A 21,654-nucleotide genomic window follows, 5' to 3' on the forward strand; every position below is an offset into this window, starting at 1 on the left:
CGGCGCCCGGGGAAGGGGGGGTGTCCCAGGTGTGACACATCGCCGTACGCGCGACGAACTCCCTGGTCGTGCGGGGCGGGTCGGCATCCCGGGGCAGGTGGGCACGGCGGTGCGCGGGAGGGCGGCGGGCGGAGCCCGGACGCGAGAGGCGGCAGGCGCGGCCGCACGTCCGCCGGGCGGCTTCGCGGCAGGGCAACGCGGGGCGGGTCAAGGCCTGGAACGGGGCGGGCGAGCATCCCTCCCACCGCCCCGGCGCGCCACGCTACGGTGAGCGGCGGGTGAACACCAGGGAGCTGAACACCTGGGACCGGACAGGCGTCACGTTCGGCGGCGCGGCGGGAGGTCCGGGTGCGGTGACGCGCTCGGCGGCGCGGGGCGGGGCGGGGCGGCGCGGGGCGGGCGGCGCGGCGCGGGGCGGGCGGCGCGGCGCGGGGCGGCGAACGCGACGGCACGACCGCACGACGGCACGACGGCACGACCGCCGCGGTGAACTCCTCAACTGCCGCGGCGGCGTAGCGGCGCGCCCGCGGGGGGGGGCCGGGCGGACGGATACCGGCCCGCCCGGGAGGCGTGACGGAGGTCGGCGTCAGCGCCTCGTCGGCGGGCCGGTGGCGGGCCGGTGGCGGGCCGGGCGAGTGGAACCAGAGGTGCGTCAGACGACGTCAGACGAGCAGCACCGCGGACGACGACGCCGGGGTGGCCTCGGCAGCGGCCGCGGCGGCGACCTCGGGCGCGGCCGCGGGGACGGGCTCGACGAGCGGCTCGACCGGTACGGCCGGAGGCATCGCCGGCTGGCCCTTCGCGTCGGGCACGCTGCGCAGCGGAGTGCGACTGGTCAGCCGGGACTTGCGGGTCGCCTCGACCCGGCGGGTGAACCAGATGACCTTGCCGTCCGGAGTGCCACAGGTGCCCCAACTGTCGCTGAGGGCCGCCACTGTGGCGAGTCCGCCACCGGCCGCGGAGCGTAGTTTCGGCAGCCGCGGGCCCTCGTCGGCGACGGACGCGGTGAGGTGGCGGCCGCTCCAGCGGAGTTCGACGACGCACCGGGCGTCCGGGCCGATATGGCGATGGACATTGGTCAGGAGTTCCGCCACTCCCCGGCATACGGGCGGGATATGCAGTTCGAGATCCCAGTACCGCAGGTGCGCGGCAAGGATCCGCCGGATGTGCGGCACCCGCTCCGCCGAAGCATGCAGTTCGACCGTGTAGTGCCGGTCGCCGGGAAGTGTCATGTCGTGGCTCCTCACCGCGAGGCTCACGCCCTTCACCTCGTTGGACCAACGAACCCCGAAACACGAAGAGTGAGCATTTATCACGTATGGGTCATTTGTCATGGTGACTCCGCTGGGCGGGTTCCGCAACAGATCATGAGCGGTCGGAGTCCCCTGACGCGGCCCCGTCCCGGCCGGTCCGCAGCCCCGTCCCGGCCGGTCCGCAGCCGCGTCAGGGCGCTGTCCGGGGTGAGCGGGGTGAGCGGGAGGTCAGGCAGCCGAGGTCACGCAACCGGAGGACGACTCGGGGCAGAGGCCGCGGGCCGGGCCTTCGTGGTGCCCCGCGGTCGTGCGCCGCGGTGGCGCCCCGCGGTCGCGCCCTCCCCGCCCCTCCGGGGTGCGCCCCGCTCCCGCCTAACGGGATTCCAGCCGGAGCTCGACTTCCTTCTCCTGGTCGCCGGCGGCCGTGCCGAGGACGTGTACCGCGAATGCGGACTCCAGGCCCTTGCACAGTTGGTCGACGGCCCAGTAGCCGCCTTGGAGGCTGACCAGGACGGGGGCGGTCAGCCGGCGGGGCTCCGCCACGGATTTGCGGTCGCTCACGTCGAAGGTCGAGGTCCACACGGTCGAGCCCGCCCCGGCGACCTCCTCGGGTACGTCGTCCGCGGCCCGGTCGGAGGTGAAGGAGGTGCGCAGTGCGCTGAAGACGGCATGCGCGTCCTGCGTCGCGCAGCTCTCCAGCTCCACCACCACCTCGGCCGATACATGCTGCGTGCCTGCCGATTTCGCGCTGTTCACTGTTGGGACCTTCCTCTGCTGCCGTCCTCCGGGAGCCGAACGCTTCCAGGCTCGCCCCACGGACCGGTGTGTGCGACCGGAGACCCGCAGGGCCGAAGGCGGACGGGCGCCACCCCTCGCCCCGGCACCGGCCGCGGTCCGGGCCCTCCTCCGGCACCCGGGTGAACTCCTCGGCGCCCACCGGTCCGCCACAGAAGGCCGGCAGACGAGCGAGGCCGGGGGTGACGATCAGCGGCGGGACGGCGGCGGGGCAGGGGCGGAATCCGGACACGCGCCGCTGAGCCGTCCGGACCCACATGGTTGCCACGGGCATCGGCCTGGACGGATCATCCGGTACGGGACGCCGCACGCACGTACGGAAGTACGGAAGTACGGAAGTACGGGATGACCGCACTCGGACGACGCGAGGAGAGCCACCGTGGGACCAGCCACCGTCGACGGCCACTGCGCACCGGGCTTCACTGGCGTACGGGAAGCGTTCGAGCAGAACTTCAGCGAGCACGGCGATATCGGCGCGGCGGTCACGGTGACCGTGGAGGGTGAGGCGGTGGTCGATCTGTGGGGCGGCCATGCGGACGCCGCCGGGACCCGCGCCTGGAAGCACGACACCCTCGTGAACGTCTACTCGACGTCCAAGGGGATGACCGCACTGTGTGCCCATCTCCTGGTGGACCGGGGCGAGTTGGACCTCGACGCGCCGGTGGTCCGGTACTGGCCCGAGTTCGGGCAGGCCGGCAAGCAGGACATACCCGTCCGCTGGCTGCTCAGCCACCGCGCCGGTCTGATCGCCCCCCGTGAGCCGCTCCCCGAGGGGTGCGCCTACGACTGGGACCGGGTATGCGCCGCCCTGGCGGCGACCCCGCCGTGGTGGGAGCCGGGCACCGCGCAGGGCTACCACGCGGTGACCTTCGGATACCTGGTGGGCGAGGTCGTACGGCGGATCACCGGGCAGTCCCTCGGCACCTTCCTGCGCAGCGAGATCACCGGGCCGCTGGGCGCGGGGGTGTTCATCGGCACCCCCGCAACGGAGCACGCCCGCTGTGCGGACATGGTCGGGCGGCTGGACGAGGCGCGGATCGCCGAGCAGTTTCCCGGCGTACCGAAGCCGCCCTTCCACACGCTCGCCGACCATCCGCTCGCCGTGGTGATGCTGGCGCTGATGTCCATCCCCACCGGCGATGTCAACAGCGCCGCCTACCGGTCGGCCGAGATCCCGGCGGGCAATGCCCATGCCAGTGCCCATGGGCTGGCGACGGTGTACGGCGCGCTGGCGGGCGGCAGGCTCGTCGGGCCCGGCACCCTGGAAGCGATGCGCCGGTCACAGAGCCTGCCGGGCGAACGTGATCTGACGATCGACGCGCTCGCCCCTGCGGGCCACGAACACCGCTGGGGTCTCGGCTACATGCTCAACCACCGGGGCCAGGCGGGGCCCAACCCCGGGGCGTTCGGGCACGGTGGCGCGGGCGGCTCGTATGCCTTCGCGGATCCGGAGAACCGGCTGTCCTTCGCGTACACCATGAACAAGTACGGCGGCGGCACGACGGGCGACGACCCGCGCAACCGCGGCCTGGTCCGGGCGGTGTACCAGGCCTTGGCAAAGACCCGGCGGCCAGGCGCCGGCCACCTCAGGGAGCGGCCGATTCGGGCGGCGGCGCCGGTCGCGGCGCCACGGGAGGCTCGCCCGCCGCATCGGTGAGGGCGCGCAACGAGTCGATGAGCCCGGCGCGCTGGGCGGCCGGCAGCCGGGCGACGATCTCGGCGATCTCCGCGTGCCGGCCGGCCAGCACCCGCGCAACGAGGCAACGGCCCTCTTCCGTCAGGCTCAGGACGACCTCGCGGCGGTTGCCGGGATTGGTCTGCCGGGTGAGGCTGCCGGCCGCCTCCAGCCGGTCGGCCATCCGCATCGCGGTGGACGGGTTGACGCCCAGCGCCGCGGCCAGTGCGGCGAGTTTGACCGGGCCCCGGCCGTCCAGCACCACCAGGGCCCGCAGCTGGGGCAGGGTGAGGGAGGGCGCTATGCGCCCGAGCGAGCGGGCGGAGATCCCGACCAGCAGCCGGGAGGCGGTCAGCACCGCGGCGATGACCTCCTCGACGTCGTGATCGAGATCAACGTCGTGATCGAGATCCTCGCCGGCCGCGGCCGCTCCGGCCTGCCGCGGTACGCGCTGCGCGTCGTGCCCCATGGCGCCTTTATACCCGCCCGGGGCATCGTGCCTGGTGGCGGGCCCTGCAAAAGGTCATCGGGGACCCGGAAACCTGCCCCCGCGAACCCCGTTGCAGAGCGCAATAATGGGAAGTGCGGCAGACATCCGGCCCGGCGCGAGCGCGACGGGCCCGAGAGGGCGTGATGACCATGGAACGGGACACCGAGACGGTTCACGAGGCCTATGCATTCGTCTGTCTGCACTGTGGACACGGCTGGGAGGAGGAGTACGAGATCCGGCACACCACGGATCTGGCCGGCCACCGGCGCGCCGACTACTTCGCCCGGGGCGCCCGGGTCCGCTCCCCGCTGACCCTGACCGACTGCCCGTCGTGCAATCTCGGCCCGATCCGCATCCTGCGCCCCGGCCGGGTCAACTCGACCCGCCCCTACCTCGCCTGATCTCCTGAACTCTCCTGAGCTCCTGAACTCTCCTGAGCTCTGAACTCTCCTGACCTCCCGATCTCTCCTGATGCACCGTCACCACCCGGTGTACAAAAGATGGTTGATGAGAAGTGCCAGTGCCGCCTGGGCGGTCAGCCAGGGGCGGTGCCGGGCCGTGGGCAGCAGCGCGCAGGCCGCCGGCAGCCAGACGGCGAACGGCAGCCAGATGCGTTCGGTCTCCGCCTTGCTCATCCCTGACAGGTCGGCGATCAGCACGGCGAGCAGTACGGCCGCCACGAGGACGGCCAGCCGGCCGGTAGGGGCACGCGGCGGTCCGGCGGACGGGCCGAGGCCCCGCAGCGCGGTGGGGGCCGCCGTGAGGGTGCGGCGCAGACCTGCCACGGTCGCCGGGCCGATGATCAAGACGGTGCAGGCGAGATTGCCCCCTACCCAGTAGGCGTACGGGCGGACCGCGGCGGCGCCCTGGTAGTAGCGCTCGACCAGTAGCCGGTAGCCCTCCCACCAGCTAAATCCGGCGAGGGTGAACACGGCCGCGACGGCCAGCGCCCCGGCCGCCAGGAAAGGCAGCGGGCGGGCGGTGCGGGTGAGCAGCAGAACGGCCGCGGCGATCAGCGTGATCAGGGTGAGGCCGTAGGAGAGATAGCAGGTCAGGCCGAGGAGGAGACCGGAGGCCAGGGCGGCGGCGGCCGGGATGGGGGCACGTCCCAGCGGTAGCCGGGGGCGGGTGCGGTGGGTGGCGGCGAGGGCGAGGAGTGCCAGGGACCAGGCGGCGACGGCCGCGAAGTAGCCGTCCGCCGAGGTGCCCACCCAGACGGCGGCCGGGGTCAGTACGAGGAACGGCGCGGCCCGGCGGGCGGTCCGCTCGTCGGTGAGGGCGCGCAGCGCGATGAGGACCGCGGCCACGGCGGAGGTGCCGACCGTGATGCACCAGATACCGGCCCAGCCGCCACCGCCCAGACCGATGCGGTCCAGGCCGACGAAGGTGAGGACGGCGGCCGGTGGATGCCCGGCGACATGGGCGGGCCAGTGGTCCGGCGCGTTGTTGAGGATGTGGTGGGTGAAGTCGCGCAGTGCCGGCCCCGGATCGTCGAAGCGGCGGATGACGGTCAGGTATTCGTACGCGGTGGTGAGCCGGCCGGCGATACCGGTGCGCCAGCCGTCTATCAGCGCCAGCGCCCCCGTCCAGGCCAGGGCCACGGCCCAGCCCGACAGGACGAGGCGGCGCCAGGGCAACCGGGCCGCCAGGGACGGCCCGTGGACGATCACCACGACGGCGAGCGCGAGCGCGGCGGGGGTGCCGGGGCCCAGGTGCGGGGACCACGAGGCGTACAGCGGGGGCCAGTTGACGTGCAGGCTGCCGTTGGCGCGCTCGATGGCGGTGCCGACCAGCGCAGCCACCGTGACAAGCAGGGCGGCGCCCGCGGCGGCCACCAGGTCGCGGCGGTGCGCGGCGCGTTCTGCTGGGCCTTCCCCGGCACGTTCTTCGGGGGCCGGGCGAGGGGACGGGCGGGAGGCCGGACGAGGGGCCGGGCGGGGGGTCGGACGGGAGGTCACACGGGAGGTCACAGCGGAACGCTAGGCGCCGTTCGGCGGCAACGGCCGGGCGGCGGCGACGGCGTCATCGTTCCGTCAGATTTCCCCGGGGCCCGGTCGGCGGAGGGTGCTCCTGCCCCGCGACGTCAGAGTTTCGTCATGCGTCACGGCCCGGTCGGCGCACCCATCGCGGCATACCGTCGAAGCCACGCCCCTCCGGCCCCGAGCACCGGACAGGCCAGGCGGCGGACCCTCGCCGCGCCAATCGCCAAGGACACACACACCATGAGTGCCCCTCCCCCGCCCCCTCCCTCGCCCCCTTCCCCGGAATCTTTCCCTCCTCCCCCTCCTCCCCCTCCTTCCCTTCCCTCCCCGGCATCGCCGTTCGTCTGGCGCAGTCCGCTGCGTGGTCCGCGGTTGACCGCGCTGCTCGGCGTCGTCCTGCTGGCCGGGATCACGCTGGTGTTCGTGACCGGTCTGCTGTCGTACGCCGCGTACAACCCGGAGCTGGGCGGCGGTGTCAACGACAAGACGCCCGGCAAGGGCCTGCTGGGCTTCTACCTCTTCAGCTGGCCGACCGGCCCGTCCTGGCTCTACCGGCTCACCCAGGGCCTGCACGTCACGGTCGGGATCGCGCTGGTGCCCGTCCTGCTGGCGAAGTTGTGGTCGGTGATCCCCAAGCTCTTCACCCTGCCGCCGGCCCGGTCCCCCGGCCATGCGCTGGAGCGGCTCTCCCTGCTGTTGCTGGTCGGCGGGGCGCTCTTCGAGTTCATCACCGGCATCCTCAACATCCAGTTGGAGTACGTCTTCCCCGGGTCGTTCTATCCGCTGCACTTCTACGGCGCATGGGTGTTCATGGGCGCGTTCGCCGTCCATGTGGTGCTGCGACTGCCGCGGACCGTACGGGCGTTGCGCGAGCGCACCGACCCGGATGCGGCGGCCGATGACACCGGGCTGGTGGCGGCCCGGCCGGATCGGCCGACGCTGACCCGGCGGGGAGCGCTGGGCCTGGTCGGCGCCGGTTCGCTGCTGCTGTTCACGACGACCGCCGGGCAGAACGTCGGCGGATGGTGGCGGCAAACGGCCCTGCTGGCGCCGCACGGTGGCCGGGATCCCGGCAGCGGCCCGAACGGCTTCCAGATCAACAAGACCGCCGCGGCCGTCGGCATCAGAGCCCGGGAGACGGGAGACGACTGGCGGTTGACGGTCGAGGGTGGCGGACGGCGGGTGCGGCTCGGCCGCGCCGAGCTGCTGGCGCTGCCCCAGCACACGGCGGCGCTGCCGATCGCCTGTGTCGAGGGCTGGTCGACGGGCGATCAGCAGTGGAGCGGGGTGCGGCTGCGGGACCTCGCCGCGCTGGTGGGGCTCGGTGAACGGCCCCCCGGTGTGCTGGTGGAGTCCCTCCAACTGCACGGCGCGTTCCGCCGGGCGGCACTGCGCGACAACCAGGTGCGCGATCCGCGGTCGTTGCTCGCGCTGCGGGTGGGCGGCGCCGAGCTGTCCGCCGACCACGGCTATCCGGCGCGGATCATCGTCCCGGCGGCTCCCGGGGTGCTCCAGACCAAGTGGGTTGCGCGGCTGACGTTCGGGGAGTGGTGACGGTGCGCAGAAGGCAACCGGCTGTGCGGGGGCGGGCCGTGCGGACCCGGCAACGGGCCGTGCGGGAAAGGGTGGTGCGGACCAGGCGACCGGCCGTGCGGGAACGGGTGGTGCGGGCGCTCGGGGCGCTGCGTCTCCCCCGCCGCTACGGCGAGGGGCCGCTGCATCTGCTGCTGATGCTCGCCTCGTTCGCCCTCACCGGCTACGCGGGGGTGCGGCTGCTGGCCGGCGGGCAGTGGCCGCTGGTGCTCGCCTGGTTCGCCGGGGCGGCACTGCTGCACGATCTGGTACTGCTGCCGTTGTATGCGCTCGCCGACCGCGCGGTGGTCCGCTGGACGGCGGGGAGCGGGGCGCACCATACCCGGACCGCGTATGTCCGGGTGCCCGCAGCGTTGTCCGGATTGCTGCTGCTGGTGTGGTTCCCGCTGATCGTCGGCTCGGCGGGCGGCGGCTCGGCGGCGCACTACGAGGCCACGACGCGGCTGCCCGGCGGTGTGTTCCTGACCCGCTGGCTGCTGGTCACCGCCGGGCTGTGCGCGCTGTCCGCCCTGTGGCTGCCGGTCCGTACGGTTCAGCGGCGGCTGCGCGGGGCACCCCGGCGGCGCAGCGAGACGAAGCAGCGTTCGGCGTCCGGTGTCTGACCGGTCCGGTCCGTGACGGTCCACTGCTCGACGGGGGTCCACCCGGCGGCGTCCGCGTAGCGCAGCAGCGCGGGGGCGCCGACCCGGGCCCAGGGGAACGGCTCTCCCGGCGCGGGCCGGGCACCGGGGCAGAGGTGATCTCCCGGTTCCACCCGGACCTGGACCTGTTCGTCGAGGTCCGCCGCGGTGGTCTCCACGATCAGCAGACCGTGCCGGCCGACCAGTTCCGCGGTGCGGGCGAGCAGGGCGTACGGGTCGCCACCGATGCCGATGTTGCCGTCGAGGAGTAGGGCGGTACCCCAACTCCCCTCCTCCGGAAGGGAGTCGAAGACGGAGCGGTGCAGTGCGGTGCCGCCGGCCGCCGCGGTGCGGGCGACCGCGGCCGTGCTGACGTCGATACCGAGCGTCCGCCGGCCCTGGGCGGCGAGCGCGGCGACCAGCCGGCCGGGGCCGCAGCCGATGTCGAGGACGGTGCCCTCGCAGCGGCGCAGCGCCGAAAGGTCGGCGGCGTCCGCGCCGGCGCACCAGCGCTCGACCTCCAGCGGCAGCAGCCAGCCGTCGCTGCGCCGCAGGAAGAGCGGGCCACGGCCGCGGCGCAGCGCATCCGCGTACGGGTCGGCGCCCCAGGTGACGGTGTCGCGCCGGTCGGTTTGTGCCGTGGGCGGCATGGCGGTGCTCATCGGCCGGTGACCGGGGTCAAGCGGGCGAGGGTGGCGGCGAACCGTCCGGTGGGGGCCGCGGCCGCGACCCGCTCCGCATCGTCGGCGGTGTCGACGTCCCGCAAGGGCGGCAGGTCCCGCACCCGGAGCCCGGCGGCGGTCAGCCGTGCGCGCTGGGCGGCGCCGGTGCGGCGGGTGGACATGGGGACGCCGCGCAGCAGCCGGGGGTCGGGGACGGCCAGGCCGAGCGCCCAGAATCCGCCGTCCTCGGCCGCGCCGAACCAGGCGTCGCAGTCGTCCCAGGCACCGACGTCCAGTGCAGGTGCGAGGAGTTGAGGGGTGACCTGCGGGGTGTCCATGCCGATGAGCAGGGTCGGGCCGGTGCTGCCGGCGAAGGCCGCGGCAAGCCGTTCGTCGAGGCCGCCGGCCCCCTGCTGCCGGACGTCGAACCCGTCCGGCAGCCAGCTCCCCGGGCGGCCGTCGAGGACGACCACCCGCCGCCGGGCAGGTATGGCACGTACGGCCTGGAGGGTGTCGTACAGCGCGGCCTCGGCCAACTGGGCTGCCTCGTCGGGGGTGAAGGGCGGGGTGAGGCGGGTCTTGACCCGGCCGGGCACCGGTTCCTTGGCGATGACCAGGAGCGTCGTCGGCCCGGGCGGCTCCGGAAGCTCCGGACGCTCCGGACGCTCCGGACGGCCTGCGGGTGCGGTCATCGGGCGGCCTCCTCGGTGCGGGGCGGGAGCGGGGGCTGGTGCAGCACGGTCCGCATATCGCGCACCGCGTGCCAGGTGCCGCGCCAGGTGCCGGTGACCTTGGAGCGGCCGGTGCGCGGCCGGTAGGGCACCTCGCGCTCGTCGACCCGCCAGCCCGCGTCGGCGGCCCGGACGACCATCTGCAGGGGGTAGCCGCTGCGGCGGTCGGTGAGGCCGAGGCCGAGCAGTTCGGTGCGCCGGGCGGCGCGCAGCGGGCCGAGGTCGTGCAGCCGCAGTCCGGTACGGCGGCGCAGCATATGGGCGAGGGCGAGATTGCCGAGCCGGGCGTGCGGCGGCCAGGCACCGCGTCCCTGGGGACGGCGGCGGCCCAGCACCAGATCGCTCTCGCCGTCGTGGACGGCGCGGACGAACGGGGTGAGCAGCGCGGGGTCGAGGGAGGCGTCGCAGTCGCAGAAGCAGACGATGTCGGCGTCGGCGGCCAGCAGTCCGGTATGACAGGCGGCGCCGAACCCGCGGCGCGGTTCGTGCACCACGGTGGCGCCCAGACTGCGGGCGATGTCGCCGGAGCCGTCGGTGGAGCCGTTGTCCACGACGATCGCCCGCCAGCCGGCCGGGATCCGTGCCAGCACCCAGGGCAGCGCGGCGGCCTCGTCGAGGCAGGGCAGGACGACGTCCACCGAGGCGGTCCGGGGGGTGGGAGGAGGGGAGTGGGTCACGCCTTCACCTATGCATCAGAAGCGGACGAGGGGGTGGGTGTTCAGGTTCCTGTTGCCACGCGGGTGCCGGAGGGGCGGCGGGAAGGCGGGGCGGCGGGGGCGGGGTGGCGTCGTGGTGGTCACCCCGTCGGCGCCGCCCTCATCCCCTCCCGGGCGAACTCCCGCATGCCCTCCGTGAATCCGGTCGCCGCCCGCCAGCCGAGGTCGTCGGCGATCCGCTGCGAGGAGGCGGTGATGTGCCGTACGTCGCCGAGCCGGTACTCCCCCGTCACCACGGGCGCCGGTCCGCCGCACGCCTCGGCCAGGGCCCGCGCCATCTCGCCGACGGTGTGCGGCGCTCCGCTGCCGGTGTTGTACGCGGTCAGGGTGCCCGGCACCCGGTCCGGCAGGGCGTCCAGGGCGACCGCGTTGGCCGTGGCGACATCCCGCACATGGACGAAGTCACGCCGCTGGCCGCCGTCTTCGTAGACGGTCGGCGCCTGGCCGCGCGCCAGCGCCGAGCGGAAGAAGGAGGCCACCCCCGCGTACGGGGTGTCCCGCGGCATCCCGGGCCCGTAGACGTTGTGGTACCGCAGGGCGACCGCCCGGCCGCCGGTGGCGCGGGCCCAGGAGGCGGCCAGATGTTCCTGGGCGAGCTTGGTGGCCGCATAGACGTTGCGCGGATCGGTGGGCGCGTCCTCGCCGACCAGTCCCGGCCGCAGTGCGGCGCCGCAGTGCGGGCAGCGTGGCTCGAATTGTCCCGCGTCCAGCTCGGCCACCGCCCGCGGGCCGGGCCGCACCACCCCATGGACGGGACAGGTGTAGCGGCCCTCCCCGTAGACCACCATCGATCCGGCGAGCACCAGCTCGCGCACCCCGGCCCCGGCCATCGCGGCCAGCAGCACCGCGGTGCCCAGGTCGTTGCAGCCGACGTAGTCGGGCGCATCCGCGAAGTCCTTGCCGAGGCCCACCATCGCCGCCTGGTGGCAGACCGCCCGCACGCCCCGCAGGGCCTCGTCGACCGCCGCCCGGTCCCGTACGTCGGCGACGATGCGCCGCTCCCCCGGGCGCGGCGGCGGGGGCTCGGGATGCGCCGAGGGCAACAGCGCATCGAGCACGACAGGCTCGTGCCCGCGCGCCATGAGCGCCTCGACGACCTGCGATCCGATGAAACCGGCGCCGCCGGTGACCAGTACACGCATGCTGGTCACGCTAAGCGGGCCGGGGCGTTCCGGCCCGTGCATGAGCCGCCGTGTCATGGGTCCGTAAGATCCGCCGCCCCGATCCGCGGCCCCGATCCGCGGCCCCGATCCGCGGCCCGTCCGGTCCGGCCGCCTCTCCGCCGTCCGGGCCACTGCAATTCGGTAACAGGGCGCATTCGAGGTATTTCGGTACGGCATATGTTGCCTATGCTCAGGTCGGGGCCGAGGGGCTGCTTTCGGACACTCCGACGGCCGAAGGCCCCCTTGCCTGACCTTGCCTGACCTTGCCTGACCTTGCCTGACCTTGCCTGACCTTGCCTGACCTTGGCTGGCCTTGCCTGACCTGCCCGCTCACTTCACCTGAACACCGTCGGAGAACACCTTGGCCGTGGACAACGGGGAGCAGCGCACCGGCTCCCGTGTGCTGCCCGCGCTTCCGTATGCGGTGATGGCCGTGGTCACCACGGTCGACCTCACCGCGGGCCCGGGGGTCGGGTTTCTGCCGCTGGTATCGCTGGGACCGGCGTTCGCCGGACTGGTCGGCGGCTGGCGGCGGACCGCCGTGGTCGGGCTGACGGCGTTCGTGCTCTGCCTCGGCCTGGGGGTCTACAACGGTCTGTTCGAGAGCCGGCGCGGGCTGACCGCGCTGCTGTCGGTGGCCGGGGTGACCGCGGCCGGGGTGGTCGCCGCGGTGATGCGGCAGCGGCGCGAGGCGGAGCTGGCCAGCGTCCGCTCCATCGCCGAGGTCGCCCAGCGGGTACTGCTGCGCCCGGTGCCGCGCAGCGCGGGCCCGCTGCGGATCGCGGTCTCGTACACCTCGGCGGTGGCCGAGGCCCGGATAGGCGGCGATCTGTACGAGGTGGTGACCTCGCCCGCCGGGGTGCGGGTCATCGTCGGCGATGTGCAGGGCAAGGGGCTGGAGGCCGTGGAGAGCGCGGCGGTGGTGCTGGGCGCCTTCCGGGAGGCGGCACACGACGAACCGGACCTGCCGGCCGTCGGCGAGCGGGTCGAGCGGGCGCTGAACCGCCAGCTGTCCGGCGAACGGTTCGTGACGGCGGTGCTCGCCGAGATCGGTGACGGTCCGCAGGCCACCCTGCTGAACTTCGGCCACCCCGCGCCGCTGGTCGTCCGCCCCACCGGCTCGGTGGCCTTCGCCGCGCCGCCCGACCGCGCCCTCCCGCTCGGCCTCAGCCTGCACGGCTCGGTGGCGCCCCTCCCCTACGAGGTGCCGTTCACCCCCGGCGACCAACTGCTCTTCTACACCGACGGCGTCACCGAGGCCCGCGACGCGGTGGGCCGCTTCTACCCGCTCGACGAGCGCGCCGCGCTCCTCAAGGACCCCGACCCGGAGACCGCGCTGCGCGCCGTGCGCGAGGATCTGGTCGAGCATGCCGAGGGGCCGCTGCACGACGATGCGGCGATGCTGCTGGTCCGCTACCGCGGGGTCTGCTGAACCGGCGTCAGGTCAGTCGTCACGGGGGCCGCGGGGGTCGCGCGGATCGCCATCACGGCCCTCGCCGCGGCGGCCCTCGCCCGGACCACCGCCGTCGCCACTGTCGCCGTTGTCACCGCCGTCGCCCGCGCCCGCCTCACCGGCTCCCGCTCCCGCCGCCTCCGCCTTGGCGGCCGCCCGCCGGGCGGCCTCCTCGCGGGCCGCGGCCGTGGCGACCGACGGCCACACCCGGTCGAGTGAGGCGTTCATCGCGGCCCCGACCAGCACGGCGAAGGCGGACACCCCGATCCACAGCAGTACGGCGACCGGCGCGGCCAACGAGCCGTAGATGGTGGGCCCCTCCACCGTCGAGCTGAGGTAGAGCCGCAGCAGGAAGCTGCCGAGCACCCAGATGCCGAGCGCGACCACCGCACCGGGAATGTCCTCCGGCCAGGGCGAGCGGACCGGTACGGACGCGTGGTAGAGCGTGGTCAGAAAGGCGACCGACACGAGCAGGACGACCGGCCAGTACAGCGCCCGGATGATGTGCTCGCTGGCCGGCAGCCAGCTCACGACGGTGTCGGGTCCGGCGACCATCAGCGGCAGGGCGAGCGCGCCGACGACCAGCGCGGCGAGGTACAGCGCGAACGCCAGCAGCCGGGTCTTGATGATGCCGCGCCGGCCGTCGAGCCCGTACATGATGGTGATGGTGTCGACGAAGACGTTCATCGCCCGGGACCCGGACCACAGCGCGATGGCGAAGCCGAGCGAGATGACGTCCGGGCGGCGGCCGGTGAAGACATCGTTGAGCAGCGGCCGGGCGATCTCGTTCACGCCCTTGGCGGACAGGACGGTGCCGGCGGCGCCGAGGATGTGCCGGCGGACGCTGTCGAGGGTGTCGTGCCCGATCCAGGCATTCGTATAGCCGAGCGCGCCCAGGAGCCCCAGGATCAGCGGCGGCAGCGACAGCAGGCTCCAGAAGGCGGCCTCGGCGGCCAGGCCGGTGACCCGGTACTTCATGCAGGAGTTGACGGTGTCCTTGAGCAGGAGCCAGGCCAGCCGGCGCTTGGAGACGTTGCGGTAGAGGGCACGGGCCTTGGTCAGACGGCCCGCGGGCCGCTCGGTTGGTTCGTTTGCCGGCTGCACCTCCTTACCGTATCCGGCATGGCAGCCACCACTCACACGGTCACGAACCAGCCTCCGCCGCTGGTCGGATATGACGTCTTCGCCGCCGACGCGGCCCTGACCGAGGGCATCACCCGGTATGTCGCCGACGTCCGGCTCGACGAGGTACGCGAAGAGCTGAGCACGCTGGGGCAGGCGGCCGGCTCCGCGCACGCCCGGCGCTGGGGCGAACAGGCCAACGCGCACCCACCGGTCCTGCGCACCCATGACCGCTACGGCCATCGGATCGACGAGGTGGAGTTCCACCCGGCGTGGCACCGGTTGCTCGGGCATGCGGTCACGGCCGGCCTGACCGGCGCCTGGTCCCGGCCGGACGGCCATGTCCGCCGCACCGCCGGCTTCCTGGTGTGGACCCAGGCCGAGGCGGGGCACGGCTGCCCGCTGTCGATGACCCATGCGGCGGTGCCCACGCTGCGCGCCGAACCCGAGCTGGCGGCCGAGTGGGAACCGCTGCTGACCTCGCGGGTGTACGCGCACGAGCTGCGCCCGGTCGCCGAGAAGGGCGGCGCGCTGGCCGGGATGGCCATGACCGAGAAGCAGGGCGGCAGCGATCTGCGGGCCCTCACGACCCGCGCCGAGCCGCTGGCCGCACCCGGCGAATACGTGCTGACCGGTCACAAATGGTTCTGTTCGGCGCCGATGTCGGACGCCTTCCTGGTACTGGCCCGCGCGCCGGGAGGGCTCACCTGCTTTCTGCTGCCGCGGGTGCTGCCGGACGGCAGCCGTAACTCCTTCCGCATCCAGCGGCTCAAGGACAAGCTCGGCAACCGCTCGAACGCCTCGGCGGAGATCGAGTTCGACGGGGAGAGCTGGGCTCGCCGGGTCGGCGAGGAGGGGCGCGGGATGGCGACCCTCATCGAGATGGTCGCGGCGACCCGGCTGGACTGTGTCAGTGCGTCGGCGGCGGTGATGCGGCAGGCGGTGGCGCAGGCGGTGCACCACGCCACGTACCGGGAGGCTTTCGGGGACCGGCTGGTCGACAAGCCGCTGATGCGCAATGTGCTGGCCGATCTGGCACTGGAGTCGGAGGCGGCGACCACCCTCGCACTGCGGCTGGCAGCGGCGTACGACAGCGGCACCGAGCAGGAACGGCACTTTCTGCGGCTGGCGGTTCCGGTGGCGAAGTACTGGGTGACCAAGCGCTGCACACCGATGGTGACCGAGGCGCTGGAGTGCCTGGGCGGCAACGGTTACGTGGAGGAGTCGGGACTGCCGCGGCTGCTGCGTGAGGCACCGCTCAACTCGATCTGGGAGGGCGCCGGCAACGTCCAGGCGCTGGACGTCCTGCGGGCCCTGCGGCGCGAACCCGAGGCGCTGAACGCGTTCCTGACCGAGATCGGGGCGGCACGGGGCGCGGACCACCGGCTGGACCGTGCCATCACCGGGATGCTCACCGAACTCGCCGACCTGGAGGGCATCGAGGCCCGGGCCCGGCGGCTGGCGGAGCGGATGGCGCTGGTCCTCCAGGGTTCGCTGCTGGTGCGCCATGCGCCGCCCGAGGTCGCGGACGCGTTCTGCGCCGGCCGGCTCGGCGGCGACGCGGGCGCGGCGTTCGGGACGCTGCCGCACACGCTGGATCTCGCGGCCGTGGTGGCGCGGGCCCGGCCGGTGGCCGAGGACTGAGCACGGCACCGGCCCGACGCGCCACCGGCCAACACGGCACGGCACGGCACCGGCCCGGCACGGCACCGGCTCGACGCGGCGGCGGCTCCCCGTTACCTCCGGGCATCGCCTCACAAGGCAACGGGGCAGGGGGTTACCGCCGCCGCGTCCGTCAGGGAGCGGTGCCGCGCCGACACGGCACCGCTCCCGGTCCAGGGGCGTCAGGGCACTGAGCCCCCTCCCGCACCGTGCCGACGTCACGCAGGGCGGCCGATGGAATCTCCGGCGACACCGGCGGGTACCCCGACGGGTGACCGGCGCACCCGCGGTGGCGAGACACCATCGGCCGCTTCGGCCACCCTCCCCGGAACACGCCATGAGCGACAACGGTTGCATTGCGTTGCAGCACCCTCAGGCGGACCGGGACAATGGATGCTTCCAGGACGGACCGGTGAGCGTATGAGAGGCACGACCCGAGGGACCGGGCAGTACGGAGAACAGCGTGAGCGACAGAGCGATCGACAGCGCCATCCGGTCGGACCGGGACAACCGCGCCACCGCACACCGTCTCGCCATGGTCCACGAGGCGGTGCTCACGGGCGAGACGACCCCCGGCCGGGCGTCCGACGCGCCGCGCGCGGTGATCGGTGAATCCTGGCGCCGGGTACAGGTCTCCGGCGTCGACCCGGACCGGGACCGCCCCCAAAACCCCCTGACGGTGGCGGAGTTGGAGCAGCGTCGGCAGATGTCGCGGCTGGCCGGGGTACTGCCGATGCTCAACGAGGGGCTGTTACCGGCCGCCGACGCCGCACAGCAGATCATGGTCGTCACCGATGCCGAGGGCCGGGTGCTGTGGCGCGAGGGCAGCGCGCCGGTCCGCCGGATGGCCGACCGGCTGGGCTTCGACAAGGGCGCCGACTGGACGGAGGACGTCGTCGGCACCAACGCCATCGGCACGGCGCTGGTGGCCCGCCGGCCGGTGCTGGTGCACTCCGCGGAGCATTTCGTCCGCAGCCACCACCAGTGGACATGTGCCGCGGCGCCGCTCCACGACCCGCGCGACGGGCGCCTGTTGGGCACGGTGGACCTCAGCGGTCCGGCGCCCTCCTTCCACCCCACGACGCTCTCGCTGGTGTCCGCCGTCGCCCGGCTCGCCGAGGGCGAGCTGCGCAGCCGCCACCATCTGTCCCTGGAACGGCTGCGGTCGAGCGCGGCACCGGTGCTGGCGCGGATCGGCGGGCGGGCGCTGGCCGTCGATCCGAGCGGCTGGGTCGTGGGGGTGACGGGCCTGACGCCGCCGGACCGGGTGGCGCTGCCCAAGGCGCCCGAGACCGGGCCGCTGTGGCTGCCGCGGTACGGCATGTGCGCCCTGGAGCCGCTGCCCGGCGGCTGGCTGATCCGTGTCGGGGGCCTGGAACGGGACATCGGGCCGAGCCGGGTGGTGCTGGACCTCAGCGGCCGGGACGGCTCGACGGTCACCGTCAGCGGACCGGCCGGCAGCTGGTCCCACGAGCTGACCCCGCGCCATGCCGAGCTGCTGTTCGTCCTCGCCGCGCATCCGCAGGGACGCAGCGCCGCCGAACTCGCCCGGGACCTCTTCGGCGACGACAGCCGTACGGTCACGGTGCGGGCCGAGCTGTCCCGGCTGCGCCGCCATCTCGCGAGCGTGCTGGCACACCGGCCGTACCGCTTCGCGGACGGGGTGGAGGTGGAGCTCCTGCTGCCGCCGCGGCCCACCCATCTGCTGCCGCAGTCCTCGGCGCCCGCGGTGGCGGCGGCGCGCCTGGTGTGAGGAGACGGCAGGGCCCCGGGACTACAGGTGTCCGGGACTACAGGTGTCCGGGACGACAGGTGCCCGGGACGACAGGTGCCCGGGACGGCAGGACGGATGCCGGGGCGAAAAGCCGGTGCGGATGTGCGTTCCCCCTCGTAGAGTGGCCGCACTCTGACCTCAGCTCCCCAGAAGGACGTCGCAGAACGGGAGCAGCTCTCGCGCAGCGAACGCGCGGTGCCGAATGAGTGGGCGACACGAGACACGACAGTCCGTGCTCACTCCTGCCCGTATGTCCTTCTGGAGGACCCTCCATGTCCGTAGGCCTTGGCCTTCCCATCGGCGATCCCGCACAGCTGCTGAGCTGGGCCCGGCGCGCCGAAGCCACCCCCTTCACCACCGTCGCTCTGCTCGACCGGCTGGTGTTCGGCAACCCCGAGCCACTGATCACGCTCGCCACCCTGGCCGGTGCGACCTCCCGGATCCGGCTGCAGACCGAGGTGCTGCTCGCCCCGCTGCACCGTACGACGCTGCTCGCCAAACAGGCCGCCACGCTCGATCTGCTGTCGGGCTCCCGCTTCACCCTCGGCATCGGTACCGGCGGACGCGACGACGACTATCTGGCCGCCGGTGTCGACCTGCGCACCCGCGGCCGGCGGCTCGACCGGCAGCTGGCCACCCTGCGCCGCATCTGGTCCGGTGAGCCGCTCTCCGAGGACATCGGCCCGATCGGTCCGGCTCCGGCGCGGCCCGGTGGGCCCGAGGTGCTGTTCGGCGGCTTTGTGCCCGCCGTGGTGGAGCGCGTGGCCCGCTGGGGCGACGGGTTCCTCGGCGCCGCGCTGCCGGCCCCGCAGATGGACGGCCTGTTCCGTGCGGTGGAGACGGCCTGGTCCCGGGCCGGCCGTACGGGCCGGCCTCGGCTGCTGGCCCAGGTCAATGTCGCCCTCGGCCCGGAGCCGACGCTCAACCGGGCCCGCGAGGAATTGCGCGCGTACTACCGGCCGAGCAGCTACACCGATCATGTCGTGAAGGGGCTGCTCACCACCGGGGCGCAGCTCCGGGAGGCGGTGGCCGCGTTCCGGGCGATCGGCGCGGACGAAGTGATGCTCTACTGCTGGTCCCCGGACCCGGACCAGGTCGAGCGGCTGGCCGATGCGGTGTTCCCCGTGCCGTAGTGGCCGGCACCGCCGGTTCGTGAGCGGGTGGGGAGACCGGCGGCGGAGCGGGGAACCGGGACCGGCGGGTCGGCGGCCGACGGTCGGGCGGGCCGACGGCACGGCGGCACGGCAGTCCGGCGTCCGCCGCCCGTTCGGCCGTCTGCGCTCGCCGCTGCCCGGGCGCGCGCCTAGCGTGCCGACAGCGGACCGTGCACCCCGGGGAGGGGCGCCCCGGGAAGCACGGCCACGGGAGGTGAGCGATGAGCCCGACGGACCCGCCGGAAGCGGCCCCCGGGCAGCCGGCGGCCGCACGCCGGCCCAGGTGGGGCGTGCTGGCACTGGCCGGACTGGTCGGCATCGGCATGGTGCGCCAGGGGCTGTCCGGTGAGGCGGACGGGCCACCGCAGCCGGGAACCGGCACCGCCCTCTTCCCCGGCGATCTCCCGCCCGGCGGCCCCGCACCGCCGCCGCTGCCCCGCTCCGCCCCCGCCCGGGTGGCGATTCCGTCGATCGAGGTGTCGGCCCCGCTGATGCCGCTGGGCCTGGACAAGGACGGCTGGATCGAGGCCCCGCCGGCCGACGACCCCCGGTTGGCGGGCTGGTATGCGCATGCGCCGACCCCGGGCGAGAACGGCACCGCCGTCATCGTCGGGCATGTCGACGGTCGCGGCGGACCCGCGGTCTTCTACGGGCTGGGCGCCCTGGAGAAGGGCAGGACGATCCGGGTGACCCGCGAGGACGGGCGGACCGCGGTCTTCGAGGTCTACGGCATCCAGGTCTTCGACAAGCGGAAGTTCCCCGCCCGGAAGGTCTACGGCCCCACCGGAAGCCCCGAACTGCGCGTCCTGACCTGCGGCGGCGCCTACGAGGCGGGGTCCGGCTACGCGGGCAATGTGGTGGTCTTCGCCCGGATGACGGAGTCCGGCTAGGCGCGAAGGCGCCGAAGGCGTTCCTCAGGTCGTGCGGGCGAGGGGATCGAGCACGGGGCGGTTCTTCCACGCAGCGAGAGCGCAGCCGAGGGCGAAGAGGAAAATGGCTTCGCCGGCGCCCAGGTAGGAGAGGGGTTCCTGTATGGGCCAGGCCCAGGGCTGGGCCGATCCTCCCGGCCGGCGTCCGGCTGCGGCACACGCGAGGGGCAGCGCGGCAACGCAGAGCGCGGCGGCACCCGCTCCGAGCACGGCGCGGACGATGAGGGCGCTACCGAGGAAGCCGACACAGTTACGGGCCAGCGACAGGGCTTCGGGCCGGTCCCACAGGAGCTGGATTCCCGCTGCCGGTACGAGGGCCAGCAGGGCAAACGTCACGCACAGCACCACGTTGCGCCGACCGCTGTGGCGCACCGCCACCTCCTCGGTGGCGGTGTCCCCGCGGTCGAGCCCGTGCAGGAGCAACACCACGGGCAGGACCCCCAGGATCTCAGTGACCAGAAGCCCGCCGGAGGGGCCGACCACGGCGGGTACCGGGATGGCTTCCTGACGCACCAGGACCGCCATGAGGTGGACCGCGAAGAGGGCCGGCAGAACTGCGGGGACATTCTTGGCTTTGAGCCACCAGATCATCGCGCCGTCTCCCGGGCCGGGTGTGCGGGGACGGGCGCGGGGTGAGTGGTGCAGTCCCGCAGGGCCTTGCTGTTGTGCCGGAACCACGCCAACTGCTCGTCACCGCCCGAGTGACGGACGCCCGCGGCGATGGCGGTGTCCTTCGCGCCATAGTGGCCGGCCACGTCTTCGGAAGCGGCACCTGCGGTCAGGGAGAGCCATGCCGCAGTGGGGCCGTAGGCGTCGGCGCCGGGAGGGGAGCTGCCCGACTGTGCACAAGCAGGCGGGCCGGAGGGCAGAAAGGTCGAGCCCACCCCTGCGCGCACCACAGACGGTGTGGGCTCAGGCCAGGAGCCGATGAACGCGGCCCCCTTGCCCGGATGCTCTTCCATGGTGAGGGTGCCCGGTACGGCAAGGCCGGCGTGCTGTAGCCGCTGCCGTGCGTCAGCGACGTTGCGGCGGACCATCCCCGAGTGGCCGGAGAGCTCCGGCCACAGGCACACCCTCGGGTTGTCACCGGCGCACTGCAGCTGCTCTGCCGCCCGGGGGATCGCCGGATCGGCGGGCAGACCATAGGCAAGGCATCCGCTGCCGGCCAGGCCGACCACCAGCGCTGCGCCGATCAGGGTCCTGCGCAGGCGCGCTGCCGGCGCGGTCAGTGCCACGGCAGCGGCCGCGATGACGCCGCAGGCCAGCACCACGGCACTTGCCGCGGCCTGCCAGTCCGGGGCTTGGTCGAGGGAGCAGCAGGAGGTCATACCGCCGGTGACCATGTGGCGCAGCCAGACGGGTTCCATGGCGGCCGGGTAGGCGGTCAGGACGAAGCTGAGCACCAGGGCCAGGGAAGCCGCCACCACCAGCGGAAGGCGCTTGCCGAGCAGGAAGCCCGCCATGGAGTGGGCGGCCAGCACGACCGGCCACACGACGACCATGGCGACCATGTCGACCGGCGGCAGGCCGGCCCGAGGGTGCGCCGTGGAGATCGTCAGCGCGGCGGCCACCGCCATGCCGAGGGCGCCCAGGACGATAACGGGCACCAACAGGGGGAGGGCGGTGGCGAGCCCCGAGCGGGCCGGCGCCCAGCCGGCCACGTTGCCGCGGGTGAAGCGCGAGCCCTCCCAGGCTCCGGCGGCCGCACAGGCCGGGGCCACGAAGGGCAGCGCGAAGGTGGCGGCTCCCACGGCGCTGGGCCAATAGCCAAGGGTCACCGACGCGGTGAGGTCATCCGACAGCAGCACGGCCACGAAGGCCGCCAGCAGCGGAGCCAGCCAGGTGGCGGAGGAGGAGCGCGCGACAGTACGCCAGAGCAT

General features: G+C 73.8%; 19 protein-coding genes and 1 pseudogene. 9 read left to right on the forward strand and 11 right to left on the reverse strand.

Going from position 1 to position 21,654, the window contains the following annotated elements:
- Positions 1-662: 662 nt before the first annotated feature.
- Positions 663-1,232, reverse strand: a complete 570-nt coding sequence (locus ACF088_RS38465; RefSeq protein WP_392380624.1) for an ATP-binding protein — start codon at positions 1,230-1,232, stop codon at positions 663-665.
- A gap of 393 nt (positions 1,233-1,625) precedes the next feature.
- A complete protein-coding gene (locus ACF088_RS38470; RefSeq protein ID WP_392380625.1) occupies positions 1,626-2,009 on the reverse strand; it encodes a hypothetical protein in 384 nt (127 codons plus the stop codon).
- A 418-nt stretch (positions 2,010-2,427) separates the two neighbouring features.
- Here ACF088_RS38470 and ACF088_RS38475 point away from each other — a divergent pair, with 418 nt between their 5' ends.
- Positions 2,428-3,705 carry a serine hydrolase domain-containing protein gene (locus ACF088_RS38475; protein ID WP_392380626.1) on the forward strand — a complete coding sequence of 426 codons (1,278 nt, stop codon included), beginning with the start codon at positions 2,428-2,430 and terminating at the stop codon, positions 3,703-3,705.
- Here the strand turns inward: ACF088_RS38475 and ACF088_RS38480 are convergent.
- Positions 3,635-4,192: a MarR family winged helix-turn-helix transcriptional regulator gene (locus ACF088_RS38480; protein WP_392380627.1), complete on the reverse strand. Its 558-nt coding sequence runs from the start codon at positions 4,190-4,192 to the stop codon at positions 3,635-3,637. The genes ACF088_RS38475 and ACF088_RS38480 overlap by 71 nt on opposite strands.
- Positions 4,193-4,356: 164 nt before the next feature.
- Between ACF088_RS38480 and ACF088_RS38485 the strand changes: the two genes are divergently transcribed.
- Positions 4,357-4,614 (forward strand): hypothetical protein, encoded by a 258-nt coding sequence (locus ACF088_RS38485; RefSeq protein ID WP_366574548.1) that lies wholly within the window; start codon positions 4,357-4,359, stop codon positions 4,612-4,614.
- A 78-nt stretch (positions 4,615-4,692) separates the two neighbouring features.
- On the opposite strand, the gene ACF088_RS38490 is transcribed toward ACF088_RS38485, so the two are convergent.
- The gene (locus ACF088_RS38490) at positions 4,693-6,171 is read right to left on the reverse strand and encodes a hypothetical protein (RefSeq protein WP_392380674.1); all 1,479 of its coding nucleotides are present in this window, start codon (positions 6,169-6,171) and stop codon (positions 4,693-4,695) included.
- 264 nt (positions 6,172-6,435) lie between these two features.
- On the opposite strand from ACF088_RS38490, the gene ACF088_RS38495 reads away from it, so the two are divergent.
- Positions 6,436-7,749 (forward strand): molybdopterin-dependent oxidoreductase, encoded by a 1,314-nt coding sequence (locus ACF088_RS38495; protein WP_392380628.1) that lies wholly within the window; start codon positions 6,436-6,438, stop codon positions 7,747-7,749.
- Between the two features lie 74 nt (positions 7,750-7,823).
- The gene (locus ACF088_RS38500; RefSeq protein WP_392380629.1) at positions 7,824-8,390 is read left to right on the forward strand and encodes a hypothetical protein; all 567 of its coding nucleotides are present in this window, start codon (positions 7,824-7,826) and stop codon (positions 8,388-8,390) included.
- Here ACF088_RS38500 and ACF088_RS38505 read toward each other — a convergent pair.
- The 4 genes and pseudogenes from ACF088_RS38505 to ACF088_RS38520 all read right to left on the reverse strand — a co-directional run.
- Positions 8,324-9,070 (reverse strand): annotated as a pseudogene (locus ACF088_RS38505) (methyltransferase domain-containing protein); the annotation flags it as partial. The gene ACF088_RS38500 and the pseudogene ACF088_RS38505 overlap by 67 nt on opposite strands.
- Positions 9,067-9,762 (reverse strand): DUF2064 domain-containing protein, encoded by a 696-nt coding sequence (locus tag ACF088_RS38510; RefSeq protein ID WP_392380630.1) that lies wholly within the window; start codon positions 9,760-9,762, stop codon positions 9,067-9,069. The pseudogene ACF088_RS38505 and the gene ACF088_RS38510, both read right to left, overlap by 4 nt.
- Positions 9,759-10,478: a glycosyltransferase family 2 protein gene (locus ACF088_RS38515; RefSeq protein WP_392380631.1), complete on the reverse strand. Its 720-nt coding sequence runs from the start codon at positions 10,476-10,478 to the stop codon at positions 9,759-9,761. The genes ACF088_RS38510 and ACF088_RS38515 overlap by 4 nt, the downstream gene beginning before the upstream one ends.
- Before the next feature lie 119 nt (positions 10,479-10,597).
- The gene (locus ACF088_RS38520; RefSeq protein WP_392380632.1) at positions 10,598-11,659 is read right to left on the reverse strand and encodes an NAD-dependent epimerase/dehydratase family protein; all 1,062 of its coding nucleotides are present in this window, start codon (positions 11,657-11,659) and stop codon (positions 10,598-10,600) included.
- Positions 11,660-12,107: 448 nt separating this feature from the next.
- On the opposite strand from ACF088_RS38520, the gene ACF088_RS38525 reads away from it, so the two are divergent.
- Positions 12,108-13,112, forward strand: coding sequence for a PP2C family protein-serine/threonine phosphatase (locus tag ACF088_RS38525; RefSeq protein ID WP_392380675.1), 1,005 nt, complete (start codon positions 12,108-12,110; stop codon positions 13,110-13,112).
- A 12-nt stretch (positions 13,113-13,124) separates the two neighbouring features.
- Here ACF088_RS38525 and ACF088_RS38530 read toward each other — a convergent pair whose 3' ends face one another.
- Positions 13,125-14,237 carry a YihY/virulence factor BrkB family protein gene (locus ACF088_RS38530; protein ID WP_392380633.1) on the reverse strand — a complete coding sequence of 371 codons (1,113 nt, stop codon included), beginning with the start codon at positions 14,235-14,237 and terminating at the stop codon, positions 13,125-13,127.
- An 18-nt stretch (positions 14,238-14,255) separates the two neighbouring features.
- On the opposite strand from ACF088_RS38530, the gene ACF088_RS38535 reads away from it, so the two are divergent.
- The 4 genes from ACF088_RS38535 (at position 14,256) to ACF088_RS38550 (ending at position 19,735) form a co-directional block, all read left to right on the forward strand.
- The gene (locus tag ACF088_RS38535) at positions 14,256-15,899 is read left to right on the forward strand and encodes an acyl-CoA dehydrogenase family protein (protein ID WP_392380634.1); all 1,644 of its coding nucleotides are present in this window, start codon (positions 14,256-14,258) and stop codon (positions 15,897-15,899) included.
- A gap of 481 nt (positions 15,900-16,380) precedes the next feature.
- Entirely contained in the window at positions 16,381-17,670 is a 1,290-nt protein-coding gene (locus ACF088_RS38540; RefSeq protein WP_392380635.1) for a GAF domain-containing protein, read from the forward strand.
- Between the two features lie 293 nt (positions 17,671-17,963).
- Positions 17,964-18,824: an LLM class flavin-dependent oxidoreductase gene (locus tag ACF088_RS38545; protein WP_392380636.1), complete on the forward strand. Its 861-nt coding sequence runs from the start codon at positions 17,964-17,966 to the stop codon at positions 18,822-18,824.
- Between the two features lie 242 nt (positions 18,825-19,066).
- On the forward strand, positions 19,067-19,735 hold the full coding sequence (locus ACF088_RS38550; RefSeq protein ID WP_392380637.1) for a class F sortase: 669 nt from the start codon (positions 19,067-19,069) through the stop codon (positions 19,733-19,735).
- 24 nt (positions 19,736-19,759) lie between these two features.
- On the opposite strand, the gene ACF088_RS38555 is transcribed toward ACF088_RS38550, so the two are convergent.
- Together ACF088_RS38555 and ACF088_RS38560 are read right to left on the reverse strand one after the other, a co-directional pair.
- On the reverse strand, positions 19,760-20,365 hold the full coding sequence (locus ACF088_RS38555) for a hypothetical protein (protein ID WP_392380638.1): 606 nt from the start codon (positions 20,363-20,365) through the stop codon (positions 19,760-19,762).
- Positions 20,362-21,654 (reverse strand): hypothetical protein, encoded by a 1,293-nt coding sequence (locus ACF088_RS38560; protein ID WP_392380639.1) that lies wholly within the window; start codon positions 21,652-21,654, stop codon positions 20,362-20,364. The genes ACF088_RS38555 and ACF088_RS38560 overlap by 4 nt, the downstream gene beginning before the upstream one ends.

It is taken from the genome of Streptomyces sp. NPDC015125 (genome assembly GCF_043080045.1).
GTDB lineage: Bacteria > Actinomycetota > Actinomycetes > Streptomycetales > Streptomycetaceae > Streptomyces.